Consider the following 24,503-nt stretch of genomic DNA (forward strand, 5'->3'; position numbering starts at 1 on the left):
ATGGCATACTATGAGATGAATGTGAAATGCAGCCTCAATTTTTAAGCAGGCCAGCCCAATAGCTGCATGTGTAAGATATATTGCGGCTTATCAGCGATCTGCACCATTGTGCGCAAGCGATCCTCCAGAAAAGACTGATAATCGAGGATACCATAGCCCAGCGCGGTCGCCGCCAGATTAGCAGAAAATGCCATCATGCCACTTTCCAACAAGAGATACCGTACTCCACGAGCACCATACTTGCGCACCACCTTTTGGGGATGGCCCACATAGGCAATCACCAGCGCGAGCTTATCAACGTTAAGTCCGGTTGCCTCACTGCCCGAGAAGCATTGAAATAGCGTATCTACTGATTGATCAATAGCCAGTTCATCTAGCGCATGGTAGTGTGGTGTATAACGGTAGAGGGCCGATTTCACATGGCGCACATTTAAGGCAAAGATATAGCAATCGACACCATATAAGCCGCCAGCTGAGGGTACATTGCGGCAGCGTACTTCATATTCATCGCCACCATCAATAGGATGAGATGTAGTGGAATGTGTAATACCTGCTACGGCATGGCAGATGGTCGCTAAATCATCAAATTGCATGGGATCACCAGAAAACCGACGGACACTTTTCCGATTGGCAAGCACTGCACTCAAGCTCATATCGAGCTGATGTGGCTCTGGTAGCACTACTCGAGCGCGTGTGTTCTGACTTTCAGAACCACTAAGAGCGGTAACGGGACCCAGATAGGACGAGAAGTACTCTGCTGCCGACGAGACCCATTCCGCTCGCCAGGGATGAAATACTGTATTGGCCAGAAATTGTTCACCGATGTCACGTGCTGGGTCAAAATCGCGTTGTGAACGGCGTAATTGATTGGTCATAAAACCAACCTGCGTAGCCTGGTTACTTATTTCCTCCATTGTATGGGAAGCAATAAGCCAGGGATTAAAGGTAGGAGCATCAGGGAAAGGACTTGATCGTCTGACTTTACTGTGTCTTAATCTCATACTTCCGCCTCCAACAAAAGTAGTACGCAAGTGCCATAAGTAAGTAGGAGTGCCTTCAATATTTATTTATGCAGTGTACCGGATAGTTGAGTAACTGACAGGCCAGGCATAGACCAGCGCGTTATAGGTAACATGGGCAACGATAATAATCAGCAGATTGCCCGTGGCGAGCATAAAAATGCCTAGCACCAGGCCAAAAATCATTCTGCTTACCATAGTGCTAGAGCCAAATTGCTGATGGATAAGCCCGAAGGCCAGACTGGAATACAACAAGGTTGCAATAGCAAGAACGGGGGTATGTTGTAAGGGTGTCATCAGTAAATACCAGCGAAAGAGTATCTCCTCTATGAGCGCGATCCATACCAACTGCATCCCGACAATGACGCGTTGGATAGCCTGTTGCTCTACCTGACGCATAATGCGGATAACACCCTGTTCAGGTCTCGCCAGGCGTATTCGTTCAACAATGTAGTAACCAAGGCCACTACCAATGGCAGCCAGTATCCATATAAAAGACAATGAGCCAAAGTTAGGAAGACCAAAAATGAGACTATCACAAAGCACTAGTCCGGTAATCACAAGGGCATACATCCAATAGCTGAATGCTGCATTCCTTCTGTTTGGCCACAACGTATTAAGAATTTGCAAGAAGAATGAAGGAGCTGCTGATAGGAGCCATAAAGCGCATTGTATATAAACCACATTGTCTCTTTCTAAGCGGGCAATTCGCAGATGATGGGTTAATGGCAGATCTCTGACCGCTTGTGTGAGTACAAGCATTGTTCATCGATCTGCCTGATCGATCAAAGGCACTCAGGCACATGTGCAGGAGCAAGAAGAACCTGCCGACGTACAGGTACTGCCGCCTGGTACTACCAGTGTCGTACTTAAAGATAAACCCTGTAGAGCAGAACCAAGAATAGTACCACGTTTCTTTACCCTGAGTTTCATCGCTGATCCCCCTTCTGATCCGTATCAATGTTTGTTTGTTTGTATCTAGTACAGCAAAGAAGTATAGCAATAATGAGTAAGCCAGGCTGCTTCGAAGAAGTACCAGCGGCATCTGAAAGAAGCGCTGGTACTTCCATTAGTTCATCATGAGAGATAAACCACTTAGGCACATGTGCAGGAGCAAGAGCTGCCAGCAGAACTGCATGTGCTGCCACCGGGGACCAGAAGAGCGGTTTGTACCATCAATCCAGGAGTTGCTGTAAGGGTGGTACCACGTTTCTTCACGCTTAATTTCATGCGATGTCTCCTTCTGAATCACAACTGAGGAATTTCCTCATTATTTTTAACTATAATTGGTCGTGGGTAACTTGTCCCCCGCATAATGCCGTATTTTATGTATTGCAATATACTAATATTTAGGTATATGAATAAAAATTATTCGTGGTAAATACGGCCTGAAGATAGTATATATGCTGATTCTTTCTTATACGATATAGATATTTATGGAGTAAAATATTACTACTGTGCTGATCAGACTTACTTATGTATAGTTTATTACTATATAATTATTTACTTACTTAATAGCATGTAAATAATTTACTGTTTATATGTATTAATTAGATATATTTGATTTTTTTATGTTTTAAAGTTATACTACTCATTGTCATGAGCCGGGAATTCGACAAGGATGTGGATGTAATCTACATGTATAGGCAGCAGCATATTGTTTTTATGTCGCTAAGCAACAAAGGAAGAGTGTAATGGCGGTATACATTGATCCGGTACTAGAAGTACAAAATATCGCTAAGCAATATCCAGGAGTGCCATTTAACGCTGTCGATAATGTCTCTTTTAGTATCGGGCGTGGTGAAATATTGGGGTTATTGGGGCCAAACGGAGCCGGGAAAACGACCACGGTAAGCATGCTTACAACACGGATGCGGCCAAGTAGTGGCACTATACATATTATGGGTATCGATATACAGGCACAACCAGCGAAAGTCATGCAACATATCGCAGTCGTGCCGCAACAGAGTAACCTGGATCAGAGTTTACGTGTCCGAGAAATATTGACCTTTCATGCTGCATATCACGGCATCGCGAAGCGTGAACGAGAGCAACGAGCCGCTCAACTCCTCAAAGAGTTAGGTCTGGCGGAGCGTGCCAACGAGAAGGTTGGCTACTACTCGGGTGGTATGGGGCAACGTGTAATGATCGCGCGTGCTTTGATGCATAATCCATCTATACTTTTTTTAGATGAGCCTACGAACCGCCTGGATCCTCAATCTCGACTTTTTTTGTGGGAACGCATACAACTGCTCAAAAAACAAGGAATGGCAATTTTATTAACGACCCATGATCTGGAAGAAGCTGATCAGTTATGTGATCGTATTGCTATTATGGATCGCGGGCGGATTCTTAATCTGAATACGCCTGAGGAGCTCAAGAAAGATATCCCAGGTATTACACGCCTGGAGCTTCGTGTACACCTCCCTCAAAGCGTAGCCACAGAAACGATCCAACAAAAATTGGCAGCCCTCACAGATGTTACTAAAGTAGAAGAACTGGCAGACGACAAAAATGTGCCAGATATTCGGATATATCGTCTCTACGCACAGAATACTGGTGAAACATTTGCCATGGCGAATGCAGTGTTTACAGCTGAAGGATGTGAATTGCTAGATGTGAATATTCATCGCACCAGTCTGGAAGATGTTTTTATCCACCTGACAGGAAGGAGCCTACGCGCATGAAAACAAATATATCTTCTCCTGAACTTTCACAAACCCAATCACCATCGCCGAGCAGCGTACATACGGACAACGATTTTCGCCTGGCAATCGCCGCTTTTCTGGCTATCCTACATCGTGATATGGTTGTGACTGGACATGAATTTGGCAAATTCCTGATACAGTTTCTCTTGCAGCCGTTATTTTATCTCTTCGTCTTTGGGACATTGCTAACGGGACTTGGTTTTGCCAACCCAACTTTCTCTGCATTGCTCCTGCCTGGTATTGTTGCGCTAACGATCATTACCACAGCCTTTCAGGGCGTTACTATTCCCTTGATCCTTGACCTTGGATTCGCGCATGAGATCGATGACCGGCTGCTCGCTCCTCTTCCTGTATTGTTAGTGGGCATCGAGAAAATTATATTTGCCTCCATTCAAGGTCTGGTTGCGGGTATCATTGTATTTCCCTGTGCCTTTCTTATGTTAGGAAACAATTTCCATGTGCGAGGTGACGCAATAGGTTTAATTGCCCTGATCATGGTACTGGCTGCAATTGCCGGGGCTAGCATTGGGCTTTTTGTTGGCACGCTATTCAAGCCAGAGCAACTAGGTCTTATGTTTTCCATTATCGTCACGCCACTGATTTTCACTGGCTGTACTTTTTATCCCTGGAGCACTCTGGAACGTTTCCGCTGGTTTCAAATCATCACACTAATTAATCCTCTAACCTACGCAGCTGAGGGATTACGTAATGCTATGGTGCCGGTGATTAATCATTATCAGGTACCAACGTTAGCTCTCCCCTGGACCTTTCTGGGTTTATGTATCACATGTGTCCTCTTTTTGATCCTTGGTCTTCGTATGTTTCGTAAGCGTGTTGTCAGTTAAAACACGATGCTGTAAAAAAGCATTTGGAAACGCCGCCTGAACGCGGCTCGCTCCGCTGTCACTGGCTCAGCCATTCGAATTGATCAGTATCAAGCAAACAGTTTCGCCTGTCAGGCAGCTTCGCTCATCCAAATAAATGGCATGTATGCTGTTGAAAAGCAATCGTAAACGCCGCTCGATCGCGAGCCGTGAGTGAGTGGCGTTGACTTTGGCTATTATCGTTCAGATTATGCAATAAGGTTACCTGATCTTAAATAAGTTGGAAATTGCTATGGAGTGTATTGTGATCATCCCAATCACAATCTGTTTAAGAGGCTAAAGACGTTGGAAACATCAGAAAAAGAGCAGGCGGCTATACAGAAACAAATTTATCAACTGAATGAACGCATTCAAACCCTCGAGGCGCAAGTTAAAGACAATCAGCTACAAAAAGGACACAAAACTTTAAATGGCGCAAAGATAGCAATTACTGATGATAATGGCAAGATAGAGAGCAATTTAAATTCTTATATGCATATGTTTGTGCATGTTATGCACATAAGCCAGAAGCTTTATGGGCAAAAAAAAGACGTTGCTGAACAATTTTGTCAGGCAGTCAAGCATGCTACACGGCATCAAGCTATCTTGCAGTTGGTAAATGAAGAAAAGATAAAAGATGAAGTATCTTTGGGGAATGACAATATTATCAACTATATTTCTTTTCCCGTTCGTGGTCCTACGCTTTTATATGGATACTTGAGAGTCAAGCTAGCGCAAGAACAAGCATCTACCCCATCCATTCCCCTTGATATATCTCATTTGTTTGCTCAGTTTTGTGGATGGCTGCTGTATGCGTTAGACCTTTCGCTATGTTTGTATGCATCTCTTAGCAATCTTGACTCAACTACACCTGCGCTGGTTAAAACCCTAACAAAAAGAGAACTGGAAGTTCTCTATCTCATGAATAAGGGCTATAACCATAAACAAATTGCCACTCATTTGCAGATAGCACCTAAAACTGTCGTTAAGCATAAACAGCACATTTATAATCAGCTCGAAGTACACAATGAAAGAGAAGCACTGGGAAAGGCTCAGCAGCTAGGTTTGCTTTCCTTCATTTTTCCTGTCCGAGGTACAAGTAATATATCTACATCGATATGAATCGATTTTAAGGGACAGTCTCCTGGGCCGCTGACAAGTTATTATGTTACTTTTGATGCATTTGAGGGGAATGGGTCCCGGCTCGGCGTTGAGTCGGGACCCTGCGGGAGAGAGGCGTCCGTGGGGGCGCCCTTACGGTTGCGTGCCAGACAGATGGTCGGTTAGAGGTCGAGTTTCCAGGCGCTGCGGCCATGGGTCGCGGCGTAGAGGACTCGGCCGGAGTTTGAGATGGTCAGGCTGTAGACGGCTACGATGGGTAGGCCAGCAGCAGCCGGGCGCCAGTGGTTGTGACCGGCTTTCAGGCGGCCAACACCAAAGTCGGTGGCGACATAGAGGTCGCCGGTGACACTATCGTAAGCTACGCCGGTGATCGGCTGATCGCCCAGATCATAGCTGATATCCTTCCACGTCGCGGTCTTGGTGGTTGGATTGTAGTGTACATCGAAGACGTGACCAGTCGTCGTAGGCGTATAGGCATTGTAACCAGAGTAGGTTACATAGGCATGATATTTGTCCTTGGGATCAACGGCGATACCACTGATAAAGCGAGTGGGCTGGGCCGCTGTATCCAGGCGAGTAAAGGAAACCGCGCTAGCGGCATCATTCGCGTTCAAGGAAATGAAGAGACGGCCACGGCGCGTCGCGGTCCACATGGTCTGGTTATCGCTGGGGGCGCGTGTAATGGCGACCACATAGCTACCAGACTTATCTGTACCGTAGGTTGAATCCACCAGGTTGCTACCCAGTGGCACCCAGTCGCCGCAGGTGGCAGCGAAATCGCCGGTATACTCGTTACAGTGCTGATCCAGGTAAGCCTGTGAACCACCACTGTCCTGAGTGCGCCAGACGTGTTCCAGACCAACAAACATGGTCTGACTGATCTTAGGATCACCGATCAGCGGCACATAGAAGGAGGCAGCCTCCCCACTGGCAGCCAGCGGATCACCCCAGTAATCCCAGCCCGAGGGATCGTTCTTCTTAAAGTTGACGTCACCCTGTGGGCCATAGTAGGTGTGCATACGAATGTTTGGATTGCCCGCATCGATCACAGACTGACCACCATCACCACCAACGTTCTGCGTCCAGGTCAGAGGATCAGACGTCGTGTTGAAGGTACCATTGTCCTGGGTGCCACCAATCACATCGTGTTTGGGGTCCTGTGGATTGACGGTCAGGCTCTGGAACTGGATTGTACCAAGGCCATTGTTCAGGCTGAAGATGTGGGTTGGGATCGCTTTGAGCCAGATCTGACAATCGGTCAGGTTGGCACCGCTCAAACCCCGAGTAGCACAATCGCTGCTGGTGTCGGCAAAGCTACCGCTGGTGCGGACCAGGCCGCCATCAGAGCCCAGGAAGGCGATGTCGGGATTGTTCGGATCAAAGGCGATCGCGTGCTGGTCCGGGTGCATGCCCTGTGGTGGTGACTGGGTGTCGTTGGTCATATCGGTGAAGCTGACGCCGGCGTTGGTAGAACGCTGGACCGCGCGACCATTGGAAGGCGCGCCGGTCGGAGTTACTTCGCCATACTGGAACTGACCACCAATCCAGACATCATTTGGACGTCCCGGAGGTGAGGCGACTGGCATATCATAGGCCGCTACAATAGTCGTAGGAAGAGAAGCCAGGTGTACCAGGTGTCGGATTGGACAACTTGATCCAGCCAGGATTGTTCGTGCCGTCCGTCAGGGTCGCGGCTGCGACATTGGCATCGTCGACACGATAGAAATCAGCTGGAGAAGCGCCGGTATCGCCGACATAGATACGCAGTTTCTGGCCCATCGGAGCCAGCGAGAACTCGGTGCGTGAGGTTGCGCTATTCGCTACGGAGCCGCCGCCCGCGGAAGCAAAGATCTGCTCAAACGAGCCATTGGCCGAGCGAAAAACGCCATAATCAAACATCGAGAAGTAGACCTGTGGGCCGACGCCAGCCGGCAGACCGGTGCTGCTGAACTGGATCTTGCTCACGCCGCCGCGGAAGAAGTCGCTACCATTCGGGCTGCCTGGATTGACAACATCCGATTCTTTGCTGAAGACCAGCGAGAAGGTGCGACCGCCATCCTTTGATTCGTAGAGACCAATCACAGGAGCGCCGGGAGGTGAGAAGCGGCCACCGTTGGAAGCTGATGAGCCGTGACGGGCCACATCGGTGCCGATATAGATGTGTTTGGCATTGGTGGGATCAATCGCCACCGAGCCAATTGAACGATCTTTGGCGGCCGGGAAGCTACCTTCAACAAGGTGCCAGTGGTCACCAAAGTCAGTGGATTTGTACAGACCGACGCCGGCCTCTGAGTCGCTGGAACCATTCTCTTCACCCGTGCCCACATAGATCGTGCGACCGCTGTGGTCATTGGGATCAAGAGCCAGCGAACCGATAGCGTTGGAGCGAATGCCATTATTGACAGACTTCCAGGTTGGCCTGGCGGCCAAACCGTTGTCGGTACGCCATACGCCGCCGCCCGCTGCGCCTAACCAGACGCGACAGACCGTGGCATTACAGTCATTAGCGACCACGATGGCCGTCACACGACCAGAGACCGCCGTTGGCCGACCAGTATAGGTGGCCTGGCTTACCGCCTCCGGGTCCAGTGGGCCAGCCAACTGCCATGAGCGGCCGTTACGGCTTGCCGAATCACCAACCGGGATGGGATGGGATGCGAGCGCCTGGTTCGCATTATAGGCATTGTTGGCCTGCGTGGCATCAATAAACTGGTGTGGATAGGCACGATCATCGTACGCCTGCTGAGCCAGTGCCGCCCCTTCGGTCCCCGGCTGCGCATTATCGTCGTACAGAAAATCGTCGTGATTCGTATACAGAAAATGGTTAAAGCTTGGCTGAATGGGGTAGGCAGCCGCCGATGGTACCAGGAATGCCGAGATCCCTAGCAGTGTCACAGCACAGATGCTAAAGAGGCTGTATCGGCGTAATAGAGAGGAACGAGCCATGCGAGTCATAACCTCCGTGTTTTCGCTTCCGAAACTGCGGTTTGAAAATGGAGGGGATAGTTAATGCTTGCTGCGCGCTCACGTATTTCTAGAGAACCTCTAACACCTGATATTTCTCCCCGGGTTGTATCCCGGGCAGACAGGTCAAGTATATATTGATTATTGTTCATCAGACCGCCAGCAACTAACATGATTACAAGCTCATGTACGCATGTCAGTTTAGAATTTGAAAGGACGTAACGTATTGATGATCATTAAATGACTGATGCTATCCCCCGACGCATCAATCGGTAAGAGAAGCGCGACAGCAATAGATGTAAAGATGCTTCTGGCACAAAGCACCGTAAATACTCACGCGTCTCTAAGCATACATTGCTAATTCATAAAAGTCAATATAAATCGCTTTTTGTCAATAGAATTTTCCTACGCTAAAAGAAACAGTATTATGTAACTTTGTATGATTTTCTGCTTTCTCTGTTCTTAAAAGGAAAGGCTTGCTGGCCTGGGGGCGCTGACGCCCCCAATCTTTTTTTCTATATTGGTGCAGAAATTGCGTACATACGCAATTTCTGCACCAATATAGAGAGTTTTGTATAAGGATTATCCTTTTGGTCGATTTTGCGTGAGCGAAGCTTGTGCTTGTGCCAGGAAGGCGGGCAGGTCGCGCATGCGTGTGGGGCGATAGCCCGGGCCATTGCAGCCGCAGGAGCTGAAGTTAATGTCGTGTTGGTAGAGGATCTCTAGTACCTGCCATTGTTCTTTCGCTCGTTGTTTGGGGGCGCGAAAGTTCAGGCCCATCGCGGCCAGGGGTCGGCGACATTGTGGGCAGGTGGTCGCCTGATGGTAGCGAAAAGTTTTGCGGCAGCGAAAACACGCATAGTGGTCTTTATACTGTGTAAAACCAAAGCGGCACATCCGAAATCCCTTTCTTCCCCTTATTATCATGCAGCAACAATAAATTATATTTCTAGATATAATCATTGTCAACTGCTCATATTATTTTGTTTTTACGAGCCTGGAGGGAGGAAGCGGGGACAAGCCCCGCACGTATAATTCATTATTATTGTTGCATTCATGTGATTATAGGTTATAAGCGTTATAAGTTACCGTAAGCACGAAGGTTGCTTTAGTTGATGGTGAAGGTGTTTGATGTTGCATGTTGGCTTCCTCCGATGGTGTCGGGATCAAGGATGGTGTTGTAGCCGAGGCTGACGCGATAGGTGCCTGGTTGCCAGTGGGCGGCGCTGTGGAGCAGGCCAAAGGCAATTTGGGGCTGGAGGTGCTGGAGTGTGCTGTTGCCGGGTGCCACCTGCAGGGTGGGCATGGCGGCCACATTGACACAGCGTCCAATCGGGTTCCAGACTCCATTGACCAGCATCTCTAACTGGACCATGGTGCAGCTTGTTTTGGGCGCGTTCATATAAATGGTGTGGGACAGGCCATTGGTGATGGTCACGGTGATCACATCTGATCTTCCATAGCTCGCCTTATCCATTGAAAGTTGAATCGCGTTGGTGCCAGTGCTAGTGTTGCCGGGCGTCGGCGTTGCCGGGGGCGCCGGCGTTTGTCCGGGCTGTGGTGTAGGGGTCGGCTCAGCCGGAACCTTGCGGTAGGGCGGCCTCTTATGAGGAACTGGAGTGGGGGTGGGATTTGTTGGACCCTGCGGTGGTTGCTGCGTGGTCTTTTGCCCGTCCGAGTTGCTACAAGCAGCCAGGATGGTTAGACAAAGTAAGATTAGTGCAGAGATTATTACAGTTCGCTTGTTTCTTAACATTACGCCCTCCTTCTATATAATAGAAGACGAAATAGCATGGCAAAGAGTTCCCGGCGTTGACGAAATTGCTAAATTGTAACCTTAGCGGTGGCTGTAACGTGAGAATGGTATGGCAGAAAGAAAGCCCATGTCCAGGACGACCATGGCTGCAAGTCCAGATGTTTTTTGAAATTACCGATAAGAACGAAGGGTCGTGAAAAAGTGGTATGATGTGTGAGGTCATTATTGATGAAGCGAAAACAGAGTTGTTAACGTATTTCCTGAGGAACAGATGAAAGCGAAGCAGCGCAGATAAAGCGAGAAGGATGGAACCCATGTTTCAGCGTTGGCCTTACCAGAACATATTAATTGCCATCGGCATATGCGCACTGGCAATGTATATTATCAACTACACAATTCCAGGTGTAGCGGCATTGTATACTTTTAGCAGCGAATGCCTGTTTGGCCTGGTTGGCACATGCGCCATTATCCTTGGCTGCGCTGGCCTCTACACCACCTGGCGGCGCGGCTACTAGCCGTCCGTTAGCGTCCGACGTTCAGACTGCAGTAGTGATCATGCGTCCCACCACCCATCAAACTCAAAGAACAAAGCAATGCATCGAAAGCAACAATAAAAACGATCTGTACGTGCGGGCTTGCCCCACTTCCTCCGTTTACGCTCGAAAAATCAACAAGAACAGCGATTCACAATGTTTTATTTGATGTATAGCATTTTTTTTGTTTATTTTACGAGCATGGGGGTTAAAAGGGGGCAAGCCCCGCACGTACAGATCGTTTTTATTGTTGCGCTCAATTGCTTGTATGGTTTGCTAAGTGAGTATTGAGCCTTGTGCATGCCGCCCTCTTGGCGTACGACCCGCCCCCTCAACACGTCCAACGCACCCAATATTTTAATGAGCAAGACTTGCATGATATTATTCAGGTAACAAGCGATTACAAAAGTTCCAGGAGAATAGCTGTATATGGTGCATATTATGGATCTTACCCCTGAGGATACAGCCCGGATTCAGCAGGTGACAAAATTGTTGGTCGAGGGCTTTAGCGTAAACCATGCCGATGCCTGGCCTGATATGAACGAGGCGGCACAGGAAGTTGAGGAATTATTCGCGGCCGGGCGCATCAGCCGGATCGCCCTGGCCGAGGATGGGATGGTCCTGGGATGGATTGGCGGGATCAGCCAGTATGATGGTCGTGTCTGGGAAATTCATCCTCTGGTTGTGGATGTCAATTACCAGGGACAGGGTATCGGGCGTGCCCTGGTCCGTGATCTGGAAGAACTGGTGCGGCAGCGCGGTGGCATGACCATTACCCTGGGTACCGACGACGAATATGATCAGACTACTCTTTCGGGTGTCAACCTCTTTCCCGATCCCTACATCCATATCGCCCGCATCCAGAATTTGAAACGGCACCCTTACGAGTTTTATCAGAAGCTTGGCTATTCCATTGTTGGTGTGGTGCCTGATGCCAATGGAATTGGCAAACCCGATATTTTGATGGCGAGATCTTTGGTGCGCTAAGAACGTGTTGAGGGGCAGGTCATACGCCAAGAGGGCGGCATGCACAAGGCCCAACATACCTCATTTAAGGCGAAGACGAGAGGAAAAAGCCCAAGAAACACGATCTGTACGTGCGGGGCTTGTCCCCGCTTCCTCCGTTCCCGCTCGAAAAATCAACAAGTGGGGCTTGTACCCGCTTTATCCGTTCCCGCTCGAAAAAGCAACAAGAACAGCGATTTGCAATGCTTTATTTGATGCATAGCATTTTTATTGACCATTCTATAAGTCTGGAGCATAAGAAAAGGATTAAATAATCGAAAACACAGATCGCATTTATTGCTACTTTCGATGTATGGAAGCGTTTTTTTATGGGATTGTCTGTTTATTTGTAGAATAATGTTGGTGTGTCTTGCTGTATTGAAGTGCAAGCGTTACAATGTGGTGGTGGTGGTGGAGTGTAGGGTTTATAGGCATAGCTATTATTTTTTTTGATGTATAAAAAACGGCGCGCCTTGACGATGAGGAGTGACTGCAGTTATTATCGAATGGCATAATAACGAGGAGCGACGCTATGGACGAGATAACGGTTGAAATGGGCCGCCGGCATGATGATGCTGATAATACGCTGGTGGGTGGTGGCAAGATGGGCCAGCTCATGCGCGAGTATAATTGGGCTTCATCACCACTCGGGGCGGTTGTGACCTGGCCACAGAGTTTGCGGACAGCGGTGAACATCTGCCTGGCTTCGCAGTTCCCGATGTTGATCTGGTGGGGTCCCGATCTCGTCATGCTCTACAATGATGCCTACCGCGTCATACTGGGTGAGAAGCACCCGCAATCGTTGGGGCAGCGCGGCTCGGAATGCTGGCCTGAAATCTGGGATATTATCGGGCCGATGCTAGATGGGGTGATGACGCACGGCGAAGCCACCTGGTCGGAAAATCAACTCTTGCTCCTCAAGCGCAGCAGTATCATTGAAGAATGCTATTTCACGTTTTCGTATAGCCCCATTCACGATGAATCAGGTGCGATTGCTGGTATATTTACGGCGGTCACCGAGACGACGGGCCAGGTGTTGGGCGATCGGCGCATGCGCAGCTTACGTGCCCTGGCTGCCAGTACCGCGGAAGCGCGTACCTTGAAAGCTGTTTGTTTGGTGACGGCGCAGACCCTGGTTGAGAATCCAGATGACGTTCCATTCTCTTTGCTGTACCTGCTTTCGTCGGATGGAAAAAAGGCCGAGATAGCGGCCGCTACGCGTTGGCCAGATGCTATGATGGCACCTATGGAGAGCTGTGAGCTTGCCGATGAGGTGGACGCGCTCTGGCCATTCGCGCGCATTATACAGACTGGCCAACCGATCCTGCTGGACAAATTGCCTGAGCGTCTGGGACGTTACGGCATTGGATTGCCAGAAGATATTTCGCTACCACAGCAGGCGTTGCTAATGCCTTTCTGGCAGCCCGGGCAGGCTGCGCCCTATGGTTTTTTGATTGTCGGCATCAATCCACTGCGTTCCCTGGATGAAGACTATCGCGGTTTCCTTTCGCTGCTAGCCGGACAGGTGGCTACCGCGTGTGCCGCGGCCCGCGCATATCAGGATGCGCGCGAGCAGGCGGAGGCGCTGGCAGAGCTTGACCGCGCCAAGACCGCTTTCTTCAGCAATGTCAGCCACGAGTTTCGCACACCGCTCACCCTCTCGCTGGGTCCGCTGGAGGCCGTGTTATCCGATACTGCCCATCCGTTGACTGAGGAGCAGCGAGCGCAACTGGAGATGGTGCGTCGCAACGGTCTACGCCAGCTCAAGCTGGTCAACACACTGCTAGACTTCTCCCGTATTGAGGCCGGCCGCGTCGAAGCCCTCTATGTCCCGACCGACCTGGCCCGTCTGACCCGCGACCTGGTCAGCTCGTTCCACTCGGCTATTGAGAGGGCCAACCTGACATTGGTTGTAGAGTGTGCACCGTTGCCCGAGCCGATCTATGTGGATCAAGAGATGTGGGAGAAGATTGTTCTCAACCTGGTCTCTAATGCCCTTAAGTATACGCTAGCAGGAAGCATTCGGATTGCCCTGCAGATGGAGAACGACGTAGTGACCCTGACCGTCCAGGATACTGGCGTGGGCATTCCGGCTGAGGATGTGCCGCACCTGTTTGAGCGCTTTTACCGTGTGCGTCAGAGCCAGGGCCGCACGCAGGAGGGATCGGGCATTGGCCTCTCGCTGGTGCAGGAACTGGTGCGTTTACATGGTGGGACCATCTCTGTCGAGAGTCAATTGGGGGTTGGCAGCACGTTCACGATACAACTACTACGTGGCCATGCCCACCTGCCTGCTGAGCGCCTTGGTATGGAGAGCACGCTGGCCTCAATTACCATGGGAGCTGATCCTTACGTTGAGGAGGCCTTGCGCTGGCTATCTGGAGATTTGACGGCGTCCAGGCCGGTCGTGTCTTCATTCTTAAGCGACTCTATAGGAGGAGCAGAGGCTACTGCCTTTGGTGGCGATACCACACAGCAGAAGGCTACCTTGCTGGTAGTGGATGATAATGCCGATATGCGCGACTACCTCAACCGTCTCCTTGCACCAACGTATCGGGTGTGGTTAGCTGTGGATGGTATTGAAGCCTTGCGCCTGACCAGGAGCGAGCAGCCAGATATGATTATCAGCGACGTAATGATGCCCGGCCTGGATGGCTTTGCGTTACTGAACGCGCTACGCAGCGAGCCCGCCACCAAAAATATTCCCTTCCTCTTGCTCTCAGCCCGTGCCGGTGAAGAGGCTACCCTCGAGGGATTACAGGCCGGGGCCGATGATTATCTAATCAAGCCTTTCTCGGCCCGTGAGTTGTTAGGACGCATCCAGTCGCGCCTGGAGATCGCGCGCTTGAGCCGAGAAGCAGAAAACGCCCGGCAACGCCTGCAAAGACTGCTCATGCAAGCACCCGCCGTCATCGCGGTCCTGAACGGCCCCACGCACATTTTTACGCTGGTCAATGCTCTTTATTCCCAGGTCCTCGGGCGTTCAGCGGAAGCTCTACTGGGCAAACCTGTACGAGAGGCTTTACCCGAGGTAGAGGGGCAGGGCTTCTTCGAACTCTTAGACCAGGTCTATCAGACGGGTGAGCCGTTCTATGGTAATGAGATGTGCATGATGGTAGATCGGGGTGGAAATGGAAACCTGGAAGAGATCTATTTTAACTTTATCTATCAAGCCACATACGACACCAATGAAAAGATCGACGGCGTCCTGGTTCATGCGGTTGATGTCACCGAATTTGTGCATGCGCGCCAGCGCGTGGAAGCCTTACTGGTAGCATTAGAGGAGGCCGATCAACGCAAAGACGAGTTTTTGCATATGGTCAGTCATGAACTGCGCACACCGATTACCGCCATCAAAGGCAATATCCAGTTGACCCAGCGGCGTTTGAAGCGCTTTGAGACGGAGTTGCAAGAACCGGCTCCCCCCACAGTCGATGAATTGCGGCAGATGCATGGTTTTCTGACCCAGTTGATGGAGCGAGCCGCACGCCAGATTGAGGCCCAGAAACGCCTGATCAACGATCTGTTAGATGTCTCACGTATCCAATCTGGCAAGCTTGACCTTACACTGGAATTATGCGACCTGGTCAGCATGGTTGAGGATTCGGTGCTCGACCAACATTCCGGTTCCTCCGGCCACCAGATTATCCTACAAATCGAGCCTGATCAGTCGCCCCTGATAGTCATGGCTGATGAGGGACGTATCGGGCAGGTCATCAACAACTACCTGACCAATGCCCGGAAATATTCGCCAACCAGCGCCGCGATCACCGTAGGCATTAGCGCCACAGCCAGCGAGGCGCGGGTCTGGGTGCGCGATGGAGGGCCAGGTTTGAACGCCCAGCAGCAAAAACAGATCTGGGAACGTTTCTACCAGGACCCGGACATCCCCTTGCAGACTGGTAGCGGTCAGGGAATGGGCCTGGGCTTGCACATCTGCCAGACCATTGTGCAACTGCACAATGGCGAGGTCGGAGTCGAGAGTGAGCCCGGTCATGGTTCAACCTTCTGGTTTACCCTCCCGCTGGTCGACGCCTGATCTCAGAAGGCATCCGCCCACCAGGTGGGCGGATGTCAATGCCGAACTGGGACATCGTGATATTGGCAATCAAGCAAGCAAGCGCAGGCGCCATTGCCCGTCCTCACCTGATCGCCTGGCAAGCCCCGCGAAGGACCACGGGATCGGAGAAATGCCGCCAGCCAGCCTCTTCTAACCCATTCTTCCCCCGATTTCCAAATCCGGCAATGATAAGCCTGAGATTGCTTGCTTGCCTGTTTCTTCTCTGAAAATGAGCGTTTTCATGCCCGGTCCGGTGATGTCGACAGACATGAGGGTCTTGTTTTTTAAGAGTGTTCTGCTCCAATGTCTCATTAAACTGCTGATCCTGAGCATTATTTTTGCCACCTTTCTTGCCTCACAAAAGAACAGAAACAGAGACGTCTTTCTGCGAAAATGCAGGAAACTGTTCGTGCTTCCAGCATGTGAGGCTTCAATGTGCCCGGCGCGCGACCGGGCGTTGCCGCATTCCGTACGCTCATTCCTGGCACGTTCATACATGCACCCAGGCTGGAATAGTGTTTACATCTGATGCATCGGAGGGAGAAATATGCATCTGCTCTTTGAGGCAAGGGAGTCTGACTCCCCATATATCGAAGCGGTCTGGCGTGGTCTGGCCGGCAACGATTATGCTCCTGTTTGCCCGGCCTCTGGCCGCTGGCATCTGCTCTTTCTCAAACAGAATGGAAAGGTCAACGTCTCTGTAGAGGGACCATTGACCAAAGCGACTCCTGTCACTCAGGCTGAGGGGACCTCCTGGTTTGGCGTCACGTTTCGGCTTGGCACCTTTCTGTCTGTCGTGCCCGTAAGAAATCTCCTGGATGAACGGGCCACGTTGTCGCTCGCCGCAACCACATCCTTCGAGCTTGCTGGCTCCAGCTTTCAATTTCCCAACTATGACAATGTTGAAACGTTTGTCGAGAGGCTGGTGCGCGAGGACTTGCTGGTCTCTGACGAAATCGTGAAGGCGGTCTTAGCCGGCTACCTGCCGGAGATGTCATTGCGCACAGTGAGGCGTCGTTTCTTGTTTGCAACCGGGTTAACGTATAAAGCAATTTCGCAGATCGAACGCGCGAAGCAGGCGGTAGATCTCCTGGAGCGAGGCATCTCGCTCCTGGATGCGGCGTATCAGGCAGGGTATGCTGATCAGTCTCATATGACCAGATCTCTCAAGCACTTTATTGGTTACACACCTGCTCATATTGCTCGTATAGGGAACGGGGGAAACCCGGAGTAGCTGTCCATTTTGTTCAAGACAAGAGCCACCTGTTCGAGGTAGACTTTCACTGGTGACGACTCCTCAGGACAAATGGGGAAACGTTCACATGTGAAGAAGGAGACGAGATGTGGCTCCCACAACTCACTCTTGAGTCAGAATACTGCACAGGTTTCAGGATTATTTGAGGGATGACTTGTGCACAAATGAATATCAAAACAAGGGAGATAGCCAGACCATGCAAACAAGCAAAGTGTTTTTCGACGTTGTCATGTCTCTGGACGGCTTCATCGCTCCAGAAGGGATGGACATGGCCCACGCAGACGACCCGGAATACAAGCAGTGGATGAACAAATGGATGCAACTTCAGCATTGGATGTTTCAACAGAAATTCTTCCGCGAAAATCTCAACCTCGGCGAAGGCGGCGAAACAGGTCAAGACAACCGCCTGTTAGAAGCCACCTTTCAACGAACCGGCGTCAGCATCATGGCAAAGAATATGTTCACTGGTGGCGAGCGCTTCTGGCCTGAGGAGGCTCCTTTCCATACCCCCGTTTTTGTCTTGACCGACCAGATACGCCAACCTTGGGTGCGTCCTGGCGGCACAACGTTCTACTTTGTCAATGATGGCATCGAGAGCGCGCTTCATCAAGCACGAGAGGTTGCCGGAAACAGAGATATCAGAATAGCGGGAGGAGCCAATGCGATCCAGCAGTATCTCAATGCGGGGCTGATTGATGAATTCACGATCCACTACGTGCCAGTGTTTTTTGGCCACGGCACACCGCTTTTTACGAAGATGAACCCCGATATCAAGGTAAAAGTGAGGGAAGCCATCCCATCTCAAGAAGTTGCTCATATCACCTACGAAGTTGAGAAGGAATAGTGCTCCTTATGTTATCTCTCATTAGATTGCGCGCCTTTAGCACATAATAAATAAAGCGCGGGCGCGCCAGCCCATGTCTGCACAAGAGTGACACGCTCCCATGATGAGAGTAAGACCCATTATGAAACATTCTAAGATATGAGCCGATAGATGATGTTCGGCGATTGGAAGCTGAAGTGTTCGACCTCTATTTCGACCTGCTGGCCAATCTCTAATGGTTTGGCGGTTGGATTCTGGATGGACGAAGCCCCATTTGAGAAGGTGACGCCGTCGAGCGTAACACTTACGAGCTGGTACTCAGGGGTCAATTGCTCAATGCTATGAATTGTCCCGGTGCGTGGACCCTCGCGATAGATGGCATTGAGCAGGCGAAAGCGTTGGAACAGCATGTTTTGGACCTCGACGGTGCTCTTGCGCAGTTGTTCGATGGCGGCCCGCCACTCTGGTTGCTGGGCGACGGAAAGCTCGTTGAGCAGGTTCTGCCAGGGCGGCTCCTGCTGCTGTTTCTCCTGCCAATAGAGCTCCTTCCAATTCTCGGCGGCCCCGGTTGTGGCGACCATGGTATCCAGCTCCTGGCAGATCAGGGCCTTGATTTCTGCATCGCTCAGGCTATTATAGGCCGTGGAGAGCAGGAGCGTCGTAGGTGTACATAGCCAGCTAATGGGGACAGGATAATCGATCAGCTCGATGCGCAACTGATTAGGAATGTAGCCGCGATACGGCTCTAGCTCCTCGTACAATCCCTGGATGCCATGCCTTTTGGTTGAGCGTTGCTCGCGGGCCGACTGGACGGATGGATAGCTCTTCTGCCAGAGTTGGGCCAGTCGCTCGCCCTCAGCGGCATTGCCCTGCCAGATCTGAGGCGGCCAGCGCCGGGCTGGCCCGGCTTCAAATATCGTATCCAGTGCATTGACCACAGCTACCAACCAGTTCTTCCATTCGTCTGCGGTCAGTTGCCCCTCCGGAACCGAACTTGTTGTGATTGGATGCGCCGTGAAGGGGGGAACCTGCAAACCATCATGCTCCAACAGCCAGAGGCAAAAATCGACTGTGGGATCAAAACTCCAGTTCAGGGTCCAGCGTGTGGTGCTAACAAAGTGCATTATTCTGCCATCCTTTCTTATTGTGCGAGCAAAGCATGATACTTTATGCATAAGGCTATAAATACGGATGTATATACGTACAAGAACGGACTGAGTTGCTTCTTTGATATATGGATGAACTTCCTCGCACCGAAAAAAGCAACGGAAAAGCGAGACGTGGCTATTTGATTTGGTGCATAGCGTTTTTTGTTTTTTCGGGTGATAAGGGTGTAGAGCGGATTTAATTTTCAATACCGTTAAGATACGAAGCATTTGAGCTCAAACAGGGGATGGGAGCTTGCTCCCCCTTTTCCCTTCCTGTACGAAAAAGCGACAAGAAAGACGATGCTCATAGGTTCGGGCCTCAGCGCCCGCCCCGGTAGGGCGGCCCGGTATCTCAGCACTCAAGCACCCGGTGGTATTGGCCCTTCCTTCACGCGGTGCCCACACACGGACCATGCGTTTGGGCACCGCGTGGGTCGAGGGAGCGGTGACGAGAGACCGAGCGGCGAGGAGACCGGGCCGCCCTACCGGGGCGGGCGCTGAGGCCCGAACCTATGACATCTCTTTTCTTGTTGCCTGGTCGTATGGGAAAGGGAGGGAGGGCTTGTCGTCCGATAGCAATCACCATGTTTGAGCTCAAATGCTTCGTATCTGAACGGTATTGAGGCTTGCCCCGCACGTACAGATCGTTGTTATTGGTGCGTCCAATTAATTCCAGGCAGATGGACACCGGCAATGGGAGGTTGTCGGTATCTATCTGCCTGGCTACATTTTCTCTTCATGTTATAGCAAAGCGATACATGTTGCTATATATCCATATTGTGGTGCACAGCTTAGAAATAGTTTTCTTTGATGCTATAGAAATGGTGCAGTTCGTGGCCGGCGATCTGGTAGAGCGCTGAACGTACGCTTAGATTATGTCCATTCGACAGACCAGAGCGCGTCAGCACGACATCATCGAAGCTTTTGAAGAGGGCGATGCTTGCCATGCGGACAGCGGTCAGTTCTTCCAGAATGTCCTCGATGCTGCGCTCATTGGCATTGGAATTGGCCACATAATCATCCTGCTCATAGCCAGCCAGGGTGGTCGTGTCATTGCGGGCGAAGCGCAGGGCGCGATAGGCGAAAACACGTTCAGTATCAGTGACATGGCTCAGGATCTGCTTGATGGTCCATTCGCCTTCCGCGCAGGGAGTAACCAATTTCTCCTCAGGCTGCCCGGCAACCAGATCCTTGACCATCTGTAAATTCTCTGACAGGTGTTGTAGAACCAGCCCATCGTCTGGTACGAGGTCAATATACATAATCGCATAAGGAGCATATTCGCCAACTTCAGGTCGCTGGAATTTTCGCATTATAATTAGCTCTTTCATATTTACTCGAATGTTTTGAGCGTGAGTCGTATGACCCTTTGTCGCTCTAGCTCATCCATAATTATCATACAACGCCAGGCTGCCTGTTGCCAGCCTGTTTGCTAATTGAAAGTAGCTAAAAACACGATCAGTACGTGCGGGGCTTGCCCCCGCTTTTAAACTCTCTGCTCGAAAAGCCATATAAAGATGATTTTGCAGCTATTTAGATAAGAGCATTGCGTTATTATTGTTGATTTTTCGAGCGGGAACGGAGGAAGCGGGGGCAAGCCCCGCACGTACTGATCGTGTTTCTTGGGCTTTTGCTCTCGTCTTCTCCTTAAGTGAGGTGTATTGTGCCCAAGGCTGCCATGATGGGGACGTTGCGTGTTTATAGGTCAGGTCCGTAGAGAGCTTGCTGTCTCCTATCCTATTGCGTATTGCGTAAGAGAGTAGGAGACATTATATTCTACAATCCCAGCTATAGTGATTTTTGTTATGCTTATTGGGATTTATTGTTATGCATTCAAGCCTGTTCATCTCGGCAATTTTATGTAAGCGGTCCATTGGCTGGTTCAATACTAGGTAGAGGCTGTATTTCTGCCTCAGAGTACGGAGTGACGTCGATGCAGCAACCACAACATAAGAACTTGCTGGTCGTTGATGATAATCCTGAAGATCGCATTATGATACATCGCTATCTTTCATTATGTGACCAGAGCATCAACTATACTATTCATGAAGCAAGCAATGGAAAGCAGGGACTGCTCGCGTGTCAGAATTTTCCGTTTGACTGTGTGTTATTAGACTATAATCTACCTGATATGACCGGCATAGCTTTTCTTGATAAGCTGCGCATAGAAATCAAGCGACCTTTTTTACCTGTGGTTGTTTTTACGGGCTGTGGTAGCGAAATGATTGCTGTCCAGTCGATGAAGCGCGGTGCCCAGGATTATGTAATCAAAGAACAACTCTCCGCTGAAAAACTATGCTACACAATTCTTAATGCTATTGAAAAATTGGCGATGCAAAAGAGGTTAGAAGAGCAATGGCTGGAGCTGGATCAGCAGCGTCACGCCTTTCAGATGCTGGCGGAGAACGCCCCTGATATTATTGTGCGTTTCGACCCTGAGTTTCGCTATCTGTATGCCAACCCTGCCATGATGCAGACAACAGGCCTGGCGGTAGAGTCCCTCCTGGGCAAAACCAATCGTGAGATAGGGATGCCAGAAGATTTCTGTGTCAGCTGGGAAGAGCGGCTGGCGGAGGTACTGGCAACAGGAAAGGTCGCGCAACTCGAATATGAGCTTGCCTCATCTGCGGGGCGGCGCTTCTTTCAGGCTCGGCTGGCCCCTGAATTTAACACGGCCGGCCAGGTGATCTCCATCCTGGGTATCAGTCGTGATGTCACCGACATCAAAACTACGGAATCCGCCTTGCGCGAGAGGGAAGAGCAGCTAAGGCTTGTTTTCTCAACCGCCAGTATTGGTTCCTGGGACTGGAATCTCAGAACGGGCGAGATTATCTGGTCGGAAGAGCTAAAGGCCTTGCTTGGACTTGCGCCCGGGAGCTTCCATGGCACCTTTGATGTTTTTATTGCGCTGGTGCATCCTGCTGACCGCGTCATGGTTGAGCAGCTATTGCAACAGGCATTGGTACAAAAAAAAGAGTACCAGGCGGAGTTTCGTATGCTACGCATGGATGGGAGTCTGCGCTGGACGATAGCCCGTGGCCGTATCTTCTACGATGAGGATGGTCGTCCCATGCGTATGATGGGCATTGACCTGGATATCACGGAGCGCAAGCAGGCGGAACAGCAAGCCACTGAGCAGGCGAACGAACTAGAAGCCTTCCTGGAAGCGATCAGCGATGGTCTGTTTATTCTGGATGCGCTTGGTAACCCGGTGCGCTTGAATCGAGCGGCCCGGCAGCTACTGGGCATTCCGACCGGTAAGCTGAGTGAGCGGCTCTCTGTTCCGCCGGTTGCTTTCTTCAATGAGCAAGGGTCTCCACTGCCAGCGGAGCAGCGGCCAGAAGCGCGTCTGCTGCATGGAGAGCACCTGGTAGGGTCAAGCGCGGCCGAGATCCGCTTGCAGCACGAATCCGGGCGTGAGATAGAGTTGAATGTGACGGGAGCGCCGCTCACGACAGAGGATGGTGAGGTCAGTGGGGCAATCATGGTCACCCGTGACGTGACGGCGCGCCGCCAGCTGGAGCGCCGTACCCAGACGGCGCTCGACGCTCTTCTTCTGATGGCGGAAAGCCTGATTTCTTGTGAGCGAACCTCTACCCAGACAGAGGAGACCATCCGCGTGGTGCTGCAACACCTGATTGAGCTCGTCTGCCGCGTCCTGGGTTGTGAAGGAGCTATCCTGGTTATGCTGGATGCCGCGACTGGCAAGATCGAATATGGGGTGGGTACCGGCTTCGATAGTTCAGTGGTCTCTACTTTACACCCTCATGTGCAGGGGGCAGCCCTCTCAGATTATGTGCAGGAGCCAGAGCTGATCAGGCAACTTCAAGCCGGAAACGCTGTTCTGCTGGATGTAAGCCAGCCTCCTTATCTCAAGCTCCAATTGCGTTCCCACCTGCATCAGGCAATGCTTGTGCCACTCTGTTTACACGATAAGCTGGTTGGGATAATGACGCTTTATCCGCCTGACCCACATCACCTCTATCTGGCCGAAGAAATCACTTTAGCAGTAGCGATAGGTAAATTAGTCACGCTGGTCATTGAACGAGAGAGGCTCTTACGTGAGCGCGAAGTGGCGCTTGCCAGCGAACTGGCGGCGTTGGAAGCTACCCAGCGCATGAATAAGTTTATCGGGGTGGCCAGTCATGAATTGAGGACCCCTTGACCTCGATCCGTGGCAATGTGCAGCTCGCTAAGCGCCAATTGGGGCGTATCCCGCCCGAGGAAGTCAAGCCTGAAAGCCAGACAGCGCAGACGATTATAGAGGTTCAAAGCTTCCTGGATCGTGCGGAACGGCAGATCATCGCACAGGGACATCTGGTGAAGGACCTGTTAGATGCCTCGCGCATTAGTATGGAGCAGCTCGATTTGAAAATCACTCTGTGTGATCTACAAAAAATTGTATTGGAGGTCATCGAAGATCAACACCGCCTCACGCTGACCCGTACCATTCATTTTGATTGCCCTGTGCTAGAGATTCTGGTGGAGGCTGATGCCAGGCGCGTCGGGCAGGTCGTCAACAACTATCTCTCCAATGCGCTCAAATACTCAGATGTTGGTACACCTATCGGGGTACGCATCGATTTGCTCGGGCCAGCCGTGCAAGTCTCGGTGAGCGATCAGGGGCCCGGCCTCTCGAATGAGATGCAGCAACATGTCTGGGAGCGCTTCTATCGCGCCCCAGGAATCGAGGTAAAAAGTGGCGCAGGCATAGGATTGGGGCTGGGGCTGCATATCTGCCGCACAATTATTGAGCGACAAGGGGGGACTGTCGGCGTTCGTAGCGCCCCGGGCCAGGGTTCGACCTTCTGGTTTACCCTGCCCTTAGCGGACCAGCGGATGAATATATAATTATAATAATGTATAATCGTGATAAGGAATGCAAAAGATTTTATTGAGTTACGAGGAGAGAATGATGCAAAAGGAATTGCAGGGTGCGCGCCGTATTGCGATCGTGACGGGAGCGAGTCGGCGGCGCGGCATCGGAGCGGCTGCCTGTCGCTCCCTGGCGCGTGCCAGGATGGATATCTTCTTCACCTCCTGGCACGCTTATGACAGCACAATGCCTTGGGGGGCCGAAGAAGATGAGATGTCATAGGTTCGGGGTCAAGCCCCGAACCTATGCGCATCGTCTTTCTTGTTGATTTTTCGTGCGGGAAGGGAAAAGAGGGAGCAAGCTCCCATCCCCTGTTTGAGCTCAAATTCTTTGTATCTCAACGGCATTGGGACAAGCCCCGCACACACAGA

The 24,503-nt window shown here is 50.9% G+C and carries 20 protein-coding genes; 12 read left to right on the top strand and 8 right to left on the bottom strand.

The genetic code is table 11. The features are described 5' to 3' along the window. Positions 1 to 41 precede the first annotated feature (41 nt). Both EL645_RS24705 and EL645_RS24710 read right to left on the bottom strand, forming a co-directional pair. Positions 42 to 1,001 carry a SagB/ThcOx family dehydrogenase gene (locus EL645_RS24705; RefSeq protein ID WP_126553162.1) on the bottom strand — a complete coding sequence of 320 codons (960 nt, stop codon included), beginning with the start codon at positions 999 to 1,001 and terminating at the stop codon, positions 42 to 44. Between the two features lie 66 nt (positions 1,002 to 1,067). Continuing rightward, positions 1,068 to 1,580: a CPBP family intramembrane glutamic endopeptidase gene (locus tag EL645_RS24710; RefSeq protein WP_161977663.1), complete on the bottom strand. Its 513-nt coding sequence runs from the start codon at positions 1,578 to 1,580 to the stop codon at positions 1,068 to 1,070. A 1,133-nt stretch (positions 1,581 to 2,713) separates the two neighbouring features. On the opposite strand from EL645_RS24710, the gene EL645_RS24715 reads away from it, so the two are divergent. From EL645_RS24715 to EL645_RS24725, 3 genes are all read left to right on the top strand, one after another. Continuing rightward, complete coding sequence (locus EL645_RS24715; RefSeq protein WP_126553166.1) at positions 2,714 to 3,706, top strand: ABC transporter ATP-binding protein; 993 nt, start codon at positions 2,714 to 2,716, stop codon at positions 3,704 to 3,706. Further along, a complete protein-coding gene (locus EL645_RS24720; RefSeq protein WP_126553168.1) occupies positions 3,703 to 4,572 on the top strand; it encodes an ABC transporter permease in 870 nt (289 codons plus the stop codon). The genes EL645_RS24715 and EL645_RS24720 overlap by 4 nt, the downstream gene beginning before the upstream one ends. A 324-nt stretch (positions 4,573 to 4,896) precedes the next feature. Further along, positions 4,897 to 5,712, top strand: coding sequence for a response regulator transcription factor (locus EL645_RS24725; protein WP_126553170.1), 816 nt, complete (start codon positions 4,897 to 4,899; stop codon positions 5,710 to 5,712). Between the two features lie 161 nt (positions 5,713 to 5,873). Here the strand turns inward: EL645_RS24725 and EL645_RS24730 are convergent, their stop codons facing one another. From EL645_RS24730 to EL645_RS24745, 4 genes are all read right to left on the bottom strand, one after another. After that, positions 5,874 to 7,298 (bottom strand): hypothetical protein, encoded by a 1,425-nt coding sequence (locus tag EL645_RS24730; protein ID WP_126553172.1) that lies wholly within the window; start codon positions 7,296 to 7,298, stop codon positions 5,874 to 5,876. A 1-nt stretch (position 7,299) separates the two neighbouring features. Further along, positions 7,300 to 8,658, bottom strand: a complete 1,359-nt coding sequence (locus tag EL645_RS24735; protein WP_136625285.1) for a WD40/YVTN/BNR-like repeat-containing protein — start codon at positions 8,656 to 8,658, stop codon at positions 7,300 to 7,302. A gap of 600 nt (positions 8,659 to 9,258) precedes the next feature. Beyond that, on the bottom strand, positions 9,259 to 9,573 hold the full coding sequence (locus EL645_RS24740) for a hypothetical protein (protein ID WP_126553176.1): 315 nt from the start codon (positions 9,571 to 9,573) through the stop codon (positions 9,259 to 9,261). 211 nt (positions 9,574 to 9,784) lie between these two features. Next, positions 9,785 to 10,432, bottom strand: a complete 648-nt coding sequence (locus EL645_RS24745) for a hypothetical protein (protein ID WP_126553178.1) — start codon at positions 10,430 to 10,432, stop codon at positions 9,785 to 9,787. A gap of 314 nt (positions 10,433 to 10,746) precedes the next feature. Between EL645_RS24745 and EL645_RS24750 the strand changes: the two genes are divergently transcribed. The 6 genes from EL645_RS24750 to EL645_RS24775 all read left to right on the top strand — a co-directional run bounded on the left by EL645_RS24750 (position 10,747) and on the right by EL645_RS24775 (position 18,129). After that, complete coding sequence (locus EL645_RS24750) at positions 10,747 to 10,947, top strand: hypothetical protein (protein ID WP_126553180.1); 201 nt, start codon at positions 10,747 to 10,749, stop codon at positions 10,945 to 10,947. A 450-nt stretch (positions 10,948 to 11,397) separates the two neighbouring features. After that, positions 11,398 to 11,952 carry a GNAT family N-acetyltransferase gene (locus EL645_RS24755; protein ID WP_371865758.1) on the top strand — a complete coding sequence of 185 codons (555 nt, stop codon included), beginning with the start codon at positions 11,398 to 11,400 and terminating at the stop codon, positions 11,950 to 11,952. Positions 11,953 to 12,502: 550 nt separating this feature from the next. Further along, positions 12,503 to 16,009, top strand: coding sequence for an ATP-binding protein (locus EL645_RS24760; RefSeq protein ID WP_126553184.1), 3,507 nt, complete (start codon positions 12,503 to 12,505; stop codon positions 16,007 to 16,009). Next, a complete protein-coding gene (locus tag EL645_RS24765; RefSeq protein WP_126553186.1) occupies positions 15,966 to 16,184 on the top strand; it encodes a hypothetical protein in 219 nt (72 codons plus the stop codon). Before EL645_RS24760 ends, EL645_RS24765 begins: the two co-directional genes overlap by 44 nt. Before the next feature lie 393 nt (positions 16,185 to 16,577). Beyond that, complete coding sequence (locus EL645_RS24770; RefSeq protein ID WP_126553188.1) at positions 16,578 to 17,264, top strand: helix-turn-helix domain-containing protein; 687 nt, start codon at positions 16,578 to 16,580, stop codon at positions 17,262 to 17,264. A gap of 217 nt (positions 17,265 to 17,481) precedes the next feature. Further along, positions 17,482 to 18,129 carry a dihydrofolate reductase family protein gene (locus EL645_RS24775; RefSeq protein WP_126553190.1) on the top strand — a complete coding sequence of 216 codons (648 nt, stop codon included), beginning with the start codon at positions 17,482 to 17,484 and terminating at the stop codon, positions 18,127 to 18,129. Between the two features lie 131 nt (positions 18,130 to 18,260). Here the strand turns inward: EL645_RS24775 and EL645_RS24780 are convergent, their stop codons facing one another. Both EL645_RS24780 and EL645_RS24790 read right to left on the bottom strand, forming a co-directional pair. After that, positions 18,261 to 19,232, bottom strand: a complete 972-nt coding sequence (locus EL645_RS24780) for a hypothetical protein (protein ID WP_126553192.1) — start codon at positions 19,230 to 19,232, stop codon at positions 18,261 to 18,263. Positions 19,233 to 20,047: 815 nt separating this feature from the next. After that, a complete protein-coding gene (locus EL645_RS24790; protein ID WP_126553196.1) occupies positions 20,048 to 20,569 on the bottom strand; it encodes a DinB family protein in 522 nt (173 codons plus the stop codon). A gap of 620 nt (positions 20,570 to 21,189) precedes the next feature. Between EL645_RS24790 and EL645_RS24795 the strand changes: the two genes are divergently transcribed. From EL645_RS24795 to EL645_RS24805, 3 genes are all read left to right on the top strand, one after another. Beyond that, a complete protein-coding gene (locus EL645_RS24795) occupies positions 21,190 to 23,421 on the top strand; it encodes a PAS domain S-box protein (protein ID WP_126553198.1) in 2,232 nt (743 codons plus the stop codon). Then, positions 23,418 to 24,107 (top strand): sensor histidine kinase, encoded by a 690-nt coding sequence (locus EL645_RS24800; RefSeq protein WP_126553200.1) that lies wholly within the window; start codon positions 23,418 to 23,420, stop codon positions 24,105 to 24,107. Before EL645_RS24795 ends, EL645_RS24800 begins: the two co-directional genes overlap by 4 nt. A gap of 61 nt (positions 24,108 to 24,168) precedes the next feature. Then, positions 24,169 to 24,354, top strand: a complete 186-nt coding sequence (locus tag EL645_RS24805; RefSeq protein ID WP_126553202.1) for a Rossmann-fold NAD(P)-binding domain-containing protein — start codon at positions 24,169 to 24,171, stop codon at positions 24,352 to 24,354. Positions 24,355 to 24,503: the final 149 nt, after the last annotated feature.

The organism is Dictyobacter kobayashii (genome assembly GCF_003967555.1).
Taxonomy (GTDB): domain Bacteria; phylum Chloroflexota; class Ktedonobacteria; order Ktedonobacterales; family Ktedonobacteraceae; genus Dictyobacter; species Dictyobacter kobayashii.

Excerpts from the sequence above, each read along its gene's own strand:
- EL645_RS24705 (WP_126553162.1), bottom strand. The coding sequence starts at position 1,001 with ATGAGATTAAGACACAGTAAAGTCAGACGATCAAGTCCTTTCCCTGAT.
- EL645_RS24715 (WP_126553166.1), top strand. The coding sequence starts at position 2,714 with ATGGCGGTATACATTGATCCGGTACTAGAAGTACAAAATATCGCTAAG.
- EL645_RS24720 (WP_126553168.1), top strand. The coding sequence starts at position 3,703 with ATGAAAACAAATATATCTTCTCCTGAACTTTCACAAACCCAATCACCA.
- EL645_RS24730 (WP_126553172.1), bottom strand. The coding sequence starts at position 7,298 with ATGCCAGTCGCCTCACCTCCGGGACGTCCAAATGATGTCTGGATTGGT.
- EL645_RS24735 (WP_136625285.1), bottom strand. The coding sequence starts at position 8,658 with ATGGCTCGTTCCTCTCTATTACGCCGATACAGCCTCTTTAGCATCTGT.
- EL645_RS24740 (WP_126553176.1), bottom strand. The coding sequence starts at position 9,573 with ATGTGCCGCTTTGGTTTTACACAGTATAAAGACCACTATGCGTGTTTT.
- EL645_RS24745 (WP_126553178.1), bottom strand. The coding sequence starts at position 10,432 with ATGTTAAGAAACAAGCGAACTGTAATAATCTCTGCACTAATCTTACTT.
- EL645_RS24750 (WP_126553180.1), top strand. The coding sequence starts at position 10,747 with ATGTTTCAGCGTTGGCCTTACCAGAACATATTAATTGCCATCGGCATA.
- EL645_RS24760 (WP_126553184.1), top strand. The coding sequence starts at position 12,503 with ATGGACGAGATAACGGTTGAAATGGGCCGCCGGCATGATGATGCTGAT.
- EL645_RS24765 (WP_126553186.1), top strand. The coding sequence starts at position 15,966 with ATGGTTCAACCTTCTGGTTTACCCTCCCGCTGGTCGACGCCTGATCTC.
- EL645_RS24770 (WP_126553188.1), top strand. The coding sequence starts at position 16,578 with ATGCATCTGCTCTTTGAGGCAAGGGAGTCTGACTCCCCATATATCGAA.
- EL645_RS24775 (WP_126553190.1), top strand. The coding sequence starts at position 17,482 with ATGCAAACAAGCAAAGTGTTTTTCGACGTTGTCATGTCTCTGGACGGC.
- EL645_RS24780 (WP_126553192.1), bottom strand. The coding sequence starts at position 19,232 with ATGCACTTTGTTAGCACCACACGCTGGACCCTGAACTGGAGTTTTGAT.
- EL645_RS24790 (WP_126553196.1), bottom strand. The coding sequence starts at position 20,569 with ATGCGAAAATTCCAGCGACCTGAAGTTGGCGAATATGCTCCTTATGCG.
- EL645_RS24795 (WP_126553198.1), top strand. The coding sequence starts at position 21,190 with ATGCAGCAACCACAACATAAGAACTTGCTGGTCGTTGATGATAATCCT.
- EL645_RS24805 (WP_126553202.1), top strand. The coding sequence starts at position 24,169 with ATGATGCAAAAGGAATTGCAGGGTGCGCGCCGTATTGCGATCGTGACG.